The following is a 13263-nucleotide window of genomic DNA, read 5'->3' on the forward strand; positions in this document are numbered from 1 at the left end:
GTTTTGAGGCTCGACCTTTGGAGCAGCTGGCTTCACAGTTATGGTTAGAGTTACGGTGCTGGTTTTTCCTGCCGAGTCGGTTACCGTGAGGGTTAGAGTATGTGTACCGACTTCCTTCGGCTGCATATTCGTAACAGTGAGATCCAACACTTGTTCCTGATCAGTGTCAGTGGTTTTTGAAACACTTGCACGACCACTAAGGATATCAGCTTGTTGAAGCAGATTGGCTTTCATTAGCGCCTGTAAAGTGTCGACGTCTTTAACCTTCACATCATCTTTAGCAACAATGTGAATCTTCAAATCTTGCCCAACTGTTACAGGCGATGAAGTAGCAGTAATTGTTGGTTTTTCATTATCCTTAGGCGCAGTAGCTCGTTTTTTATCACTTTTTTCTGAAGTTAGTTTAAATCCTGGAATTGTCTCTTTAAGAGTCTTTTCTTCAGGCTTCGTGACAGTCGTTGTTGCATACACGTCGCCTTCAGGAATTCCATTCTCAACTGTAATCTCCGCTTTATCGCCGTTAATCGTTGTAGTAGAGCCGATTTCATTGCCATTTTTATCAAACAGTGTAACTGTTGTAGTAACTTTAGTGTCAGTAGGAATACCGTTCCCAACAGATACTGTTACTTTCTGCCCTTTCTTTCCAGCAAGATTAGTCGGATCAGTGTCGATAACTGGCTTCTTTGGTTTAACATTGATGGTTACATTTGTAAAACTCTTGGACTTATCGGAGTATTCTCCCTTAATACTAGGGGTAAATACGCCAACTTTATCAGTGTTTGGAGTAGCAGTGCCGTTCCACCTTAAGGTTGGGTTCTGTTTAAGCTTGTCTACGCCTGTAATCTCAACAAGTTTGTCAATTTCTGTCAATTGCGGTAATGGTTCACCAACGGTAGTATCAATGGTTTTACCTTTAAGAGGATGTTCGTCAGCAAGTGTTTTCTTTTTAGTAACCTCGACTTTAACTTTGCGTGTGGTAACGTTGCCAGAGCCATCCTCGGAAGTAATAGTTGCTTCCGAGCCATTCATTTTTTTAGTAACTTTTATGTCGTCTGATGAAAGCGGTTCACTTTCGCTTCCAGCGCCTTGCTTGATTTTAGGAGCTTTTGTTAAACCAGAAATGCTAAACTTCTCAATATAACCCTTGTTATCGGTGGTAGTGAAGCTTAGTTTATCGCCTATATTAAGTGGAATGGTCTGATTGTCGTCGGTTATTTCCTTGCCATTGTAATAAATTTTTGGCGCTTCTTTGTCATCCTTGTGGCGTTTTAAGTTTTTATCTTGGTCAGATTCTGGATCTCGTCCAGAAACCCACGCGTAGGATGAGCTTGTTGTGCTTCCATATGTTGCAGAATCTGCCCAAGTCCAAGCATTATGTATATTAGCGTACTTTTCATCATACGTTGTGGCTTTTTCGTTAATCGCTGTACTGTTAAGCTTTACTGCGGCATGCATATGGAATGCAAGATTTACTTCTGAAGTTTGAATACCTATTCCATAATTCTTACCACTATATGGGTAATCTAGCCAAGTTGCTTTACCAATAGCGTAATCTTCAAAATTTCCATGGAATAGATTCTTCATATCTTTTTCATATTTTGTCTGATTCGGTCCTAAACTATATTGGAATCTTGAAGGATTTCTTACACCGAAGTTCTTCTCGCTATCGTTAGGGAAGTTTATAGATGTTGACTGATTGTCTACTTTTTCAAACTTGGCAAAATCGCGCGAAAGAGTAAAGTTCATCTTGCGTTTTAATTTGTCATTTTGTGATGCATCTTTAAGTTTGTAAGCGTCAAAACGTAAGTCGCGGATTGTGTCGTTTGCAAACGAGCCATCGGAATTTAACTTAGCAATTTGGTACGGTACTTGCCATATATACCACTGCCTCTTTGAATTTTTTACCATCGATTGAGCATCATTGTTGAAGAACACGTCGAATACAAGATATTTAGCACCATCTATTGTTTCGATATGTGCATACATATCCGTTTTTTTAGTCAGAGTATTGTGCTCATCGCTACCATACTCGTCGGAATTAATTGTTTTTTTATCTTTAATTTCATCATTAGTAGCACGATAACGCTGGAACTCAAGAATACTAGGAGTCTTAAGCCATTCTGGATTGTTAACAACCACATCAGCTTCACGATTTTGAGACTCAGCAACAGTGCTCGTAAGACTTCTAACTACTCTATCCTGTGTTGTTGTAGGAATTGCGGTTGCCGTAACAGCCATTGCAGGTTGGCTGCCTAAGCAGGTTGCTGCTGTCAACAAAGCAGCCATTGTTGCTAACGGAAGAGTGTGTACTTTGTGTGAAGAACGCTTTTTAGAAGATTTTGATGATGTATGTTTTGAAGGATTAGCGGTTGTCATAACAATCTCCTTAATTTTCCCTAATCTTTAACGAATTTTTAAACAAATAAATAGAACGAATTATATGACAAATCTCTCCAATGCCAGTAATAAAACTCTCTATTTAAATGGGTCTATCTAAAAATTCTATCATTTTTTGTTATTTTTCATGATATTTTTCAGTTTTAAATTAGTTTAGACTGTAAAATTTCCTACGGGGGGGGGGTGCTCTAAAAGAAAATTTTTTGCTAAATGTTATAACAACATATATTTTTCGAAAATTTTTTATTATTTTCGTAACTTGCTATATGACTTATGGTGTGTCGCAGATTTTGCTATCGAATTCTTATTTCTCAGATTATGTTACGTCTATTTCGTGATAACGAGTGTTTTTCTATTTCTGCAACTTATCTCTATCTTTTACAATAATTATTTTTTAGCTTCAGCCACTTATGTTGAAGATGTGGTATAAAAGTCTTATGTTTTCTAAACGCGCTACTACTATTTTTGCGACTGCTGTTGTAACTGCTTTAGCGCTGGGTGCGTTGAGTGCTTGCGAACCGCAGGGTAAAGCTGTTGGAGCTACTGGTCGCGCTGGGGACATAATTCACGACGGTGTGGATATTAACGATATTCATTTACTTGTAATTGGTTCTAAATTAGCAGTTCTCGATGCTGATATTATGCAGAAGTGCAAAATGGCAAATTTAAGTGCTTCTTACGTTTCTGTGTCAAATATAAATAATGCGAACGATGCAGCTCAACAAGCTATTCGCGCTGCAAGCGAGCAGCCTGTTTCACTAATACTTATTAACGCGCTAGACGTAACAAGCGTTGACGATCCGCATAATGCTAATGATCAACTAAATAAAAAAGAGAACAAACAGCTCAATAAGATTGCGAGCAATAAACAATCTGAAAGCAAAGAATGGATTTCTGCGTTGCAATACGCGCGTTACGCTGGAGTGCCAGTTGCATTAGTAAATCCTGTAAACGCACCAAAAGACGAAACTTTATATGCTGCAATATTTAGAGTTGGGGATATTTCGCATAATTTAGCGCCTGAGCGGTCATCTTTGCTAAGCATTGTTCGCGCAATAATTGACAATACGCCACACGGTAGGGAAGTGATTGTAAATGACAAGTAATAAACAAAAAGCAATAGAGTCTGCAGAAAATGCTAATAATAACGCTATTGCGGCGCTTCCTAAAATAGAAGTTTCTGGATTGAGTACCGAGGAGGTTGCAGAGGCAGTTTCTCGCGGAGACGTAAATATTACTTCTAAGCAGACTTCTCGCTCTTTAATGGATATTGTGCGCGCGAACGTGTTCACATTGTTTAACGCGATTATTTTTACGGCAATGGTGGTTGTTCTTGCCACGGGTTCGTGGAAGGATGCTGTTTTTGGTGCGGTAATTCTGGTGAATACTGGAATTGGTATTGTGACTGAACTAAAAGCAAAGCGCACTTTGGATAGGCTTTCTATATTGATTGCCGCTCGCGCAATGGTGCGTAGAGGTGGAGAAAATATTGAGATTGCGCACAAAGATATTGTGCTTGGGGATATTTTGTGGCTTAGGGCTGGCGAGCAAGTTCCTGCAGACGTAGAAGTGCTGGAATCGTGGGGCTTGGAAATGGACGAGTCCATGCTTACGGGCGAGTCTGCTACAGTTCGTAAAGCTAAAGGTGACGACGTTTATTCCGGATCTACTGCAGTTTCTGGAATGGCTTTAACGTGTGTTACTGCCGTTGGAGAGCACAGTTACGCGGCAAAATTGGCGGCGCAAGCGAAGGTTTATACCAAAACAATTTCTGACTTAAGCCGTGGAATTAACACGATTTTGAAGTATATGACGATGGTTGTGGTGCCTTTGTGCGTGCTGCTTGTGTGGTCGCAAATGCACAAGGTTGGCGGATTTGTTGAAGCTTGGCAGACTGGTGCTTGGAGGGGAGCTGTTGTTTCTGCTGTTGCAGGCGTTGTTGGCATGATTCCAGAGGGGTTGGTTCTTCTTACTTCGCTTAATTTTGCGGTGGCTGCTATGCGACTTGCGCGTAAGCAAACGTTAGTTCAGGAGTTGGAATCTGTAGAAACTTTAGCGCGCGTAGACTGCTTGAATCTGGACAAAACTGGCACTATAACCGACGGCGGTATTGCATTCGTTGGCGTGGAAAATATAGATAATATTGGTGTAGAGAATCTAAATAATACTAGTGTCGAAATATCTTTACAAACCAACTTGCAGACCAACTTACAAATCAACCAAGCTTTGTTTGACTTATCAAACGAAGAAAATCCAAACGCAACAGGCGTTGCGATTATGCAAGGGCTTGCCTCTCAAGGAGTCGCAGCTAGTGAGCATATATTTAACCGCCTTCCATTTTCTTCTGCTAGAAAATGGAGTGCTGTGCAATATGCGCAAAGTAGTGGAGAATATGAAACTTGGTATATGGGTGCTCCGGAAGTATTGCTAAGCGCTATTAATTATGCAAATTCTAATGAAATTTTAGAGAAAGTTAATTCTTATGCGGAGCTTGGTGAGCGCGTGCTGCTTCTTGCAAAAGTAAATAGCGTTGAAAGTAACGAAGTAAGTAGCGTCACAGAATCAGATAAAACTTTTGGAGATTCTCCTACTATTTGCGAGAGCGCTCAGCCTGTTGCTTTAGTTCGCTGCTCTGAGCGTATTCGTGAAGATGCTCGTAAAACGCTCGAATGGTTCCGTGAGCAGGGCGTGCGCTGCCGAGTAATTTCGGGTGATAATCCTACAACTGTTGCGGCTGTTGCTGCAAAAGTTGGCTTAACAGGAGAGCGCAAGCCTGTTGCAATAGATGCTAGAAAACTGCCGGAAGATATTAGCGAATTGGCTAAAGTACTTGAAAATGTGGATGTGCTTGGGCGCGTGCTTCCTCATCAAAAGAAAGCGATTGTTCAGGCGCTTCACGCTCAAGGTCATGTGGTTGCTATGACTGGTGACGGTGTGAACGATACGTTGGCGCTTAAAGAGGCTGATTTGGGCGTTGCTATGGGCAATGCTGCTCCTGCTGCAAAAGCTGTAGCTCAAGTGGTTCTTGTTGATTCACGATTCTCGCATTTGCCGGATGTTGTGGCTCGCGGTAGGCAAGTGATGGCAAATATGGAACGCGTGGCTGGCTTGTTCCTTGTAAAAACTGTTTATTCTGCGCTTATTTCTGCAGGAGTTGTGCTTCTAGCATTGCACTTCCCGTATTTGCCTCGTCATATTACTTATATTGGTTCTTTAACCATTGGTATTCCAGCATTTTTACTTGCTCTTGCGCCTAATACTCGTCGATATATTCCAGGATTCTTGAAGCGAGTTGTTCGTTTTGCTGTTCCTAGCGGATTTGCTATAGCAGCTTCTGTGCTTGCGACTGCTGTTATAGCTCCGCGAGTTTTGGGATTAAATCTTGACGACGTTGTTGCAAATAATTTAATAGCATCTCGTTTTATTGTTTCAAACGCGCAAGCTTTGGCAACCACTCGTAGCATTTGTTCCGTAATCGTATTTGTTCTCGGCATACTCGTGCTTGCAAGCGTTGCTAAACCTTTGCGTTCGTGGAGAGGAATTATGGTTGCGCTATTTGCTGCAGCTGGAGTTGCTGGAGCTTTTATACCGTTTACTGCAAAGTTCTTTGAACTTCACGTGCCGACTGCGGGAAGTGCGCTTACTGTAATGCTTATAGCTGTTGTTTTAGCAGTAATCTTATGGTTTGCGTGCGTGAGCTTAGCAAACTTGTTATCTAAACAGAGTAAGAAGTGAACAATCTAACATATTTCTAACGCAATTAGTGTCAAAGCTAGCTTAATAATGCTTACAATAGATATGTGTTTAGTATTTTAGAGATGTTTTCAGTAGGCGTTGGTCCTAGTTCTTCGCATACGGTAGGTCCTATGCGTGCAGCTTATGCGTTTGTTACGTCGCTTAAAAAAAGTGGTAGTCTTGCAAACGTTGCGCATGTAAGTGTGACTCTTTACGGATCATTGTCTTTAACTGGTCTTGGTCACGGAACTGATCGTGCTTGCGTTGCAGGTCTTGAAGGAAATCTTCCAGATAATGTAGACACTGATCACATGCTTACTATTCGTCAGGAATGCAAAAAAACCGGCACTTTAACGCTTGCAGGGGAGCATACTATTTCTTTTGACTACGATAATGATGTTGTTTTTGAAAAGTGGAAACGCATGGTTATTCATCCTAACGGAATGCGTTTTGTGGCAGAAGATGCTAACGGAAACAAAATCGATGAGCAAGTATGGTATTCAATTGGCGGCGGATTTGTGCGTCAAGGTCATGCGGACGATGCAATGGTTGGTTTGCATGAGCGCGTTACTGAGCAGGATGAAAATAATGCCAATGAGAATGGTGTAAGCGAAAGTAATAACGAAAGTAATAATGGAAATACAGAAAAAGTTTCAAATCAAACAAAAGATTCCACCGTTCTGTATCCTTTTACTTCTTGCGATGAGCTTATAAATATTTGCCTAGAAAAGCGTATGTCAATAAGCGATGTTGTGTGGCAAAACGAGCTTGCACTGCATGAAGGTGACGCTGACTACGTGCGCAACTATTTGCTGCATGTTTGGAAAGTTATGAGCAAATGCGTGGAAAATGGCTGTAATTCAAAGCAACCGATTTTGCCAGGTGGTCTTGATGTTCCTCGCAGAGCTCCTCGAATGTATGAGCGGTTAGCTGCAAACTCAGACATGCTTCGCAATAATCGTCGTCGTTCGGATGCTGCTTTAGAAAGTTCAGACTCTGCTTGGGTTAATCTTTTTGCGCTCGCTGTTAGCGAAGAAAATGCTGGTGGTGGGCGTATTGTTACTGCTCCAACGAATGGTTCTGCAGGAATAATTCCTGCAGTATTGCAGTATTATTGGCGATTTGTTGATTCTTCTAATGAAGATGGAGTTGTGCGATTTTTGCTTGCTGCCGGTGCGGTTGGTTATTTGTTTAAGCGCAACGCTTCGATTTCTGGTGCTGAAGTTGGTTGCCAGGGCGAGGTTGGTTCTGCCTGTTCAATGGCTGCAGCTGGATTGTGTGAAGTATTGGGAGGAACGCCGGAACAGGTTGAAAATGCTGCAGAAATCGGCATAGAGCATCATTTAGGATTGACTTGCGATCCGGTTGGTGGCTTAGTTCAAATTCCTTGTATTGAGCGCAATGCTATGGCTGCAAATACTGCAATTAATGCTGTTAGAATGGCAATGCTTGGAGATGGTTCGCATATGGTAAGTCTTGATCAGGCGATTAAGACTATGAAAGAAACTGGTCATGACATGATGTCTAAATATAGAGAAACTTCAAAAGGTGGACTAGCTGTAAACGTTGTTGAGTGCTAATCTAGGACAAGTTAATAAGAGTTGGTCTAAATGCGTTTAGTAATTCTATAAGGCTGTAAAACCAGTCTATGCAGATGTTATACTATTGCAGATTATACTAATTAGAGTTTTTAAAAAGGAGGCAATATGGCACAGGATATGCCGGAAGTAACTGCAGAATTTGGTACTACGCCAACGGTGACGTTCCCTGAATCTGAACCGCCAGCTGGTCTTAAAGTTGTTGAATTGGTTGAAGGTAATGGACCAGTTGTTCGCGCTGGTGATACTGTAACTGTGAATTATCATGGTGTTGTTTGGGGCGGTGAAAAGCCGTTTGATTCCAGCTTTGCTCGCCACACTCCAGCCAGCTTCGGTATTGGCGTTGGTCAAGTAATTCAGGGTTGGGATCGCACTGTTCCTGGGCACAATGTTGGATCTCGTTTGCTGATTTCGATTCCACCTGAGTATGGTTATGGTTCTCGCGGTGTTCCACAAGCTGGTATCGACGGTGGAGCAACTTTAGTATTTGTTGTTGATATTATTTCAACTCGTTGAGTTAAAAGTGTGTGCGCTGTTTTATTTAAGCGCGTAATGTCTTTAACTCTGTAAGAGATTGTTGGATAGGGAGGTATAAATGGCTGAGGAAAAAACTATTTTGCTTACGCAGGAAGCGTACGACAAGTTGAAGGAAGAGTTGGCGCATCGCGAAGGTGAATATCGTGAAGAAATCACTGAACGTATTGCTGCAGCTCGAGCTGAAGGTGACTTGTCGGAAAACGGTGGCTATCAGGCTGCTCGAGAAGAGCAGGGCAAGAATGAGGGTCGTATTAACGAGCTTATTGTAAAGCTTCGTAATGCTAAGATTCTTGAAGCTCCGAAAGCTGGAACTGTTGGAAATGGTTCATTGGTTGTTTTGGAACTTGCTGGTCGCGAAATGACTTATGTTCTTGGATCTCGAGATATTGCTGTAGCTACAGATTACGACGTTATTAGCCCTGAATCTCCTATTGGTGCAGCGATTATGGGTGCTCATGCGGGAGATACTGTTAGCTATGCTGCTCCTAATGGCCGTGAGATTTCTGTGACTGTTAAGGAATCTAATCCTCTTGCATAAGTAGGTTGTTTTAATAAAATAATTCTCCCCATCTGGTTATTTATGTATCAGATGGGGAGATTTTTTTGGGGGTTTGGGTTTTAGGATTAATTAAATTTTTCTTAGCACTGTAACAACTTTGCCCATAATAGTTGCGTGTGAGCCGTCTATAGGAGAGTATGCAGGATTGTGAGGAATAAGCCAAACGTGGCCATTGTCGTTTCTGAAAGTTTTAACTGTTGCCTCATTGTCAAGTAAAGCGGCAACAATATCTCCATTTACTGCCTCGTGTTGTTCGCGTACCACAACATAATCTCCGTCGCAAATAGCGGCATCGATCATAGAGTCGCCATGAACTTCAAGCATAAAAAGATTTCCTGTGCCAGTTAATCGTTCTGGTAAGCGCATAACATCTTCAACATGTTGCTCTGCTGTAATTGGTATTCCAGCAGCAATGCGTCCAACTAAAGGTACATCTCTAGAATTAATTACAGAATCTGAATCATAAGCAGCAATATCAACAGATTTTGAATAACTTTTATTGATGATGGTATTTATTTTGCTATCAGATACAGAATCGTCAAGAATTTCAATTGCGCGCCCTTTATTTGCGCTAATTCGCAAAACTCCTTTTTCTTCTAGAGCGCGTAGCTGGTGTTTTACGGAAGATGGGCTTCTAAGTCCAACTGCTTCGCCTATTTCTCTAAAGGAAGGTGGAAAACCATGAATTTTGAGACTGTTTTGAATAGCGTTAACAATTGCACGTTGACGTTCTGTAAGTGATAATTCGTCAACATTGCTGAGGTCAATGCTGTCATTATTGTTGGCGGCATTGCTGTTTGTTTTCTCGTTATTCATGGTGCTCCTTTCGATGTATTAATAATAACTCACTTCTTCAAAAAAATCAAACATCTGTTCGACACGCCGTTGCAACTGTCGAACAAATGTGTCATTATTGATACACCTGTTCGATAGAACAAATGTTCAATTGATTGATGGCGACGGAAAGGATAGTTATGAATACGGCATTGAGGAACAATAATCGCATTAGTGCTCGTTCAAAAAGAATCGCAACTAAAGCTGTTTCAGGTAGTAAACGAGCTTCTGCAATGCGCCTTAGAAGAAATAGGGTGTTAAGAATCATTGTACTTCTTATGGCAATAGCTGTATTCTGTGCTGTGTTCATGCCAAGAACTGCTGTTTCGGCTGTTCCTGAAAAGTTTATTACATATACTGTGCGTCCAGGTGACACATTGTGGAGTTACGCTTCAACTATTACTCCAAAAAATGGCGATATCGCAGATAATGTAGAACGACTTATTTCCTTAAATCATCTTTCATCTGCCGATTTGGAAGTTGGACAGTCTATTAATGTGCCAATTGTTAGTTCAAATCAGTGATATTAGAAAATAAAGTGAACATTATTATGTCGTGTTTCCTTAATTTCTAGTATGCTGAATATATGCATTGTCCTTTTTGTAAAAATTCAGATACGAAAGTTATTGATACTCGTATTAGTGAAGATGGTTATTCTATTCGCCGTAGACGTGAATGTCAGGTGTGCGGAAATCGTTTTACAACAGTAGAAACGACGCAATTACTTGTAATGAAGCGTTCAGGATCTGTTGAGCCTTTTGATCGTGCAAAAGTTGTGGCTGGTGTTGGTAAAGCATGCCAGGGTCGTCCTATTAATGCAGAAGAGTTAAAGACATTGGGTATGCGAGTAGAAGCTGATTTGCGTGCACGTGGTTTAGCTCAAGTAACTTCTGAAGAAGTTGGTAAAGCTATTCTTAAGCCATTGCGTGAATTAGATGAGGTTGCGTATCTTCGTTTCGCAAGTGTATATCAGAACTTTACTGGTCTTGAAGATTTTGAGCGTGCGATTGAAGATTTGAAGCGCAGTAAAGAAGAAGAGTAGTACTCTTACTAAGAGCTTAATTAATTAATTAATTAACTACCTAACTGTCCGTCTATTTAGTAAATTATCCTGTTATTAAATTAATAACAGGATAATTTTTTAAGTTTTCTGCGTTTTAGATTTTATTATTCAAAATTTGCATCATTTCTGGTGCGAATAATATGCAATCTTTGAGTTGGTCTCGTCATAGCAACATACAGGTTTGCTGCTGCCGCCAACCTAGAAGCCGCTTCTTGCTCAATTTTAGAAGGCTGTAGAACAATCACAGCATCATATTCAAGACCTTTTACCTCTTCTGCAGTAGAAACACTGCATTGGCAATCGTCGGCACTCTGCTGACTAATGTTATTCCAAATTTTTTCAGGTAAAGCATTCTTTAATGCTTGATTTACTATTTCCTGAGTATGTTCCACCATGTCACAAGGAGCAATAATAGCTATGCGACCGCTACCATCTTCAGATATAAACTTTTTGAACAATTGAACGCATGAATTAGCAAGAGTTGTATCAAGCTCATCATTAGATTCAACAATATCTGACATTAGAGAATCTGGCACGGATCTTACAGCATTAACTGTGGAAATATATAATCCAGAATTGGTTGCAATTTTGCTTGCAGCTTCGGAAACTTCTCGAGGATTACGATAATTAATCGTAAGTTCATAAAGATCCCAATTTGGTTCGCCAAACATTGGATTCATATTTTTTTGCCAACGGTGTGTGCCGCCTAAAGCAGAAGTTTGCGCAACATCTCCAACAATAGTAAATGAGCGCGAAGGGCAGCGTCGTATAAGCATACGCCAGTCCATTGCGGTAAGCTCTTGAGCTTCATCTACAACTATGTGACCATAAGTCCACTCGCGGTCGGATGCGGCTTTACGCGCAAGCATGCCAGCGTCATCTCCCTGCAAATTATCAAGAAGCATATCTGCAGTTACAATGCCATTTCCTATTCCTGCCTGAGCCAAAGTATCTGCAGCAAACTGCTGTTCCTCAAGCTTCTTAGCCTGTAAAGCTGCTCTTTGAGCATCAAGTTTTGGATCTGCTCCAAGCAATTCCATTGCTTCGTCCAAAAGTGGAATATCAGATTTAGTAAGAGGGCTGCCTTTTTTGCGAGTAAGAGCATTAATATCTTCTTCACTAAGCCAAGGAGCATATTTGCGCAACTGATCAGGTTTTGAAAAAAGCTGATCAATAAGCCATTGCCCGGTCATTGGAAGCCATGCAAGATTTAGCGTAATTCGAAGCTTGTCGTCCAAGCGAAGTTGAGAAGTTATATCGTTTAATTCAGCTTGATCTGGAACATAATCAAGCTTCTCCAAATAACGATTTTTCAATATGCTAAGCACTGTTTTAACAAACGTGGTTCTCGCTTGATTATGCGGTTGATGAGTATGTTGTGCGTCTACTTGAGCAATCTCAATATCTTCTTTTAGAAGAGGGACGCTTAAGCCTCCAATATGTAATGTTGGAAGATTTTTAGGTACGCGAATACGAGCTGCAATAGCGTTTGCAATAACCGATCGCATACGGTACATGCCTTTTAATTTTGCAGCATACGCAGAATCTTCACAAGTTGCGTGAATTCCAGGAATTAAATCCGCAATAGTGCGGCTTACTACGCCAGTTTCGCCAAGAGATGGAAGAACTTGATCAATATAGCGCAAAAATGCGGAGCTCGGTCCAACAATAAGAACTCCAGAACGCTCAAGTTTGCGTCTGTGAGTGTACAACAAGTATGCTGCTCTATGCAAAGCAACAGCTGTTTTTCCTGTACCAGGTCCTCCTTGAACAACAATCGTGCGATCCAAAGGAGCTCGAATAATCCGGTCTTGTTCAGCCTGAATAGTTGCAACAATATCAGTCATTTTTCCGGTTCTGCGAGAACCTAATGAAGCTAGCAGTGCACCTTCGCCGGTTAAAGTTCCTTGTTCAGAAGCTTTTCCTACTTCCTCAGAATGAATATCGAGAATTTCATCCTCAATTCCAACAACGTCTCTAAAACGAAGTGTAATGTGACGACGCATAACAATGTCGCCGTGATGCGAAGGAGTAGCTTCATAGAATGGTCGTGCTGCTTCAGCTCGCCAATCTGTAAGAATAGGATCGTGGTTTTCGCTGAGCAAACCAATGCGGCCAATGTATCGTCTAATACCTTCTGTGTTATCAAGTCGCCCAAAAACAAGCCTATCTTCAACGGCACGCAACTGTGTTAAGCGATCCTCGTACATGGTTGCGAAAGAATCACGCTCTGTACGTTGAGTAGGAGATCCGTGTGAACCTGCTGCGCGTACAGCATCCAAGCGTGTGCGAATAGTGTTACGCAAATCATCAAGTCGACTATAAGCACTGTCAACAGCCTGCTGTTCTTCGCTAAGTTGTGAGGAATAGGTAGACATACGCTTCCATTCTTCGTAAAATCTGCAACCAAATCAAAGCCAATTTTTAGGCATTTAAGTATATCTCGATGCATATACCACTGATTTATTTCGTGTTGTAATCTAAATTAAAACAGACTAAAAGCTTAGCGAATAATTGCGTTTTATTTTGCTGTAAAAATA

The 13263-nt window shown here is 41.1% G+C and carries 9 protein-coding genes and 1 pseudogene; 7 read left to right on the forward strand and 3 right to left on the reverse strand.

Annotated elements, in window-relative coordinates:
- Positions 1 to 2376 (reverse strand): annotated as a pseudogene (locus ACJV7B_RS00650) (hypothetical protein); the annotation flags it as partial.
- Positions 2377 to 2807: 431 nt separating this feature from the next.
- Between ACJV7B_RS00650 and ACJV7B_RS00655 the strand changes: the two are divergent.
- The 5 genes from ACJV7B_RS00655 to ACJV7B_RS00675 all read left to right on the forward strand — a co-directional run bounded on the left by ACJV7B_RS00655 (position 2808) and on the right by ACJV7B_RS00675 (position 8805).
- Positions 2808 to 3503, forward strand: coding sequence for a hypothetical protein (locus ACJV7B_RS00655; protein WP_419388699.1), 696 nt, complete (start codon positions 2808 to 2810; stop codon positions 3501 to 3503).
- Positions 3493 to 6132 carry an HAD-IC family P-type ATPase gene (locus ACJV7B_RS00660; RefSeq protein ID WP_419388700.1) on the forward strand — a complete coding sequence of 880 codons (2640 nt, stop codon included), beginning with the start codon at positions 3493 to 3495 and terminating at the stop codon, positions 6130 to 6132. The genes ACJV7B_RS00655 and ACJV7B_RS00660 overlap by 11 nt, the downstream gene beginning before the upstream one ends.
- 83 nt (positions 6133 to 6215) lie before the next feature.
- Positions 6216 to 7712 carry an L-serine ammonia-lyase gene (locus tag ACJV7B_RS00665; RefSeq protein ID WP_419388701.1) on the forward strand — a complete coding sequence of 499 codons (1497 nt, stop codon included), beginning with the start codon at positions 6216 to 6218 and terminating at the stop codon, positions 7710 to 7712.
- Between the two features lie 126 nt (positions 7713 to 7838).
- The gene (locus tag ACJV7B_RS00670) at positions 7839 to 8246 is read left to right on the forward strand and encodes an FKBP-type peptidyl-prolyl cis-trans isomerase (protein ID WP_004128295.1); all 408 of its coding nucleotides are present in this window, start codon (positions 7839 to 7841) and stop codon (positions 8244 to 8246) included.
- A 79-nt stretch (positions 8247 to 8325) separates the two neighbouring features.
- Positions 8326 to 8805 carry a GreA/GreB family elongation factor gene (locus tag ACJV7B_RS00675; protein WP_004135915.1) on the forward strand — a complete coding sequence of 160 codons (480 nt, stop codon included), beginning with the start codon at positions 8326 to 8328 and terminating at the stop codon, positions 8803 to 8805.
- Positions 8806 to 8895: 90 nt separating this feature from the next.
- On the opposite strand, the gene lexA is transcribed toward ACJV7B_RS00675, so the two are convergent.
- Positions 8896 to 9594, reverse strand: a complete 699-nt coding sequence (lexA, locus tag ACJV7B_RS00680; RefSeq protein ID WP_116794587.1) for a transcriptional repressor LexA — start codon at positions 9592 to 9594, stop codon at positions 8896 to 8898.
- A gap of 206 nt (positions 9595 to 9800) precedes the next feature.
- Between lexA and ACJV7B_RS00685 the strand changes: the two genes are divergently transcribed.
- Positions 9801 to 10184, forward strand: coding sequence for a LysM peptidoglycan-binding domain-containing protein (locus ACJV7B_RS00685; RefSeq protein WP_308582167.1), 384 nt, complete (start codon positions 9801 to 9803; stop codon positions 10182 to 10184).
- A 62-nt stretch (positions 10185 to 10246) separates the two neighbouring features.
- A complete protein-coding gene (gene nrdR, locus ACJV7B_RS00690; protein ID WP_004128279.1) occupies positions 10247 to 10702 on the forward strand; it encodes a transcriptional regulator NrdR in 456 nt (151 codons plus the stop codon).
- Positions 10703 to 10827: 125 nt separating this feature from the next.
- On the opposite strand, the gene ACJV7B_RS00695 is transcribed toward nrdR, so the two are convergent.
- Positions 10828 to 13101, reverse strand: a complete 2274-nt coding sequence (locus ACJV7B_RS00695; protein WP_419388702.1) for a HelD family protein — start codon at positions 13099 to 13101, stop codon at positions 10828 to 10830.
- Between the last annotated feature and the right edge of the window lie 162 nt (positions 13102 to 13263).

This window comes from Gardnerella bretellae (genome assembly GCF_048545135.1).
GTDB classification, from domain to species: Bacteria; Actinomycetota; Actinomycetes; order Actinomycetales; family Bifidobacteriaceae; genus Bifidobacterium; species Bifidobacterium greenwoodii.

Coding starts and splice junctions, on each gene's coding strand:
- ACJV7B_RS00655 (WP_419388699.1), top strand. CDS start 2,808: ATGTTGAAGATGTGGTATAAAAGTCTTATGTTTTCTAAACGCGCTACT.
- ACJV7B_RS00660 (WP_419388700.1), top strand. CDS start 3,493: ATGACAAGTAATAAACAAAAAGCAATAGAGTCTGCAGAAAATGCTAAT.
- ACJV7B_RS00665 (WP_419388701.1), top strand. CDS start 6,216: ATGTTTTCAGTAGGCGTTGGTCCTAGTTCTTCGCATACGGTAGGTCCT.
- ACJV7B_RS00670 (WP_004128295.1), top strand. CDS start 7,839: ATGGCACAGGATATGCCGGAAGTAACTGCAGAATTTGGTACTACGCCA.
- ACJV7B_RS00675 (WP_004135915.1), top strand. CDS start 8,326: ATGGCTGAGGAAAAAACTATTTTGCTTACGCAGGAAGCGTACGACAAG.
- ACJV7B_RS00685 (WP_308582167.1), top strand. CDS start 9,801: ATGAATACGGCATTGAGGAACAATAATCGCATTAGTGCTCGTTCAAAA.
- nrdR (WP_004128279.1), top strand. CDS start 10,247: ATGCATTGTCCTTTTTGTAAAAATTCAGATACGAAAGTTATTGATACT.
- ACJV7B_RS00695 (WP_419388702.1), bottom strand. CDS start 13,101: ATGTCTACCTATTCCTCACAACTTAGCGAAGAACAGCAGGCTGTTGAC.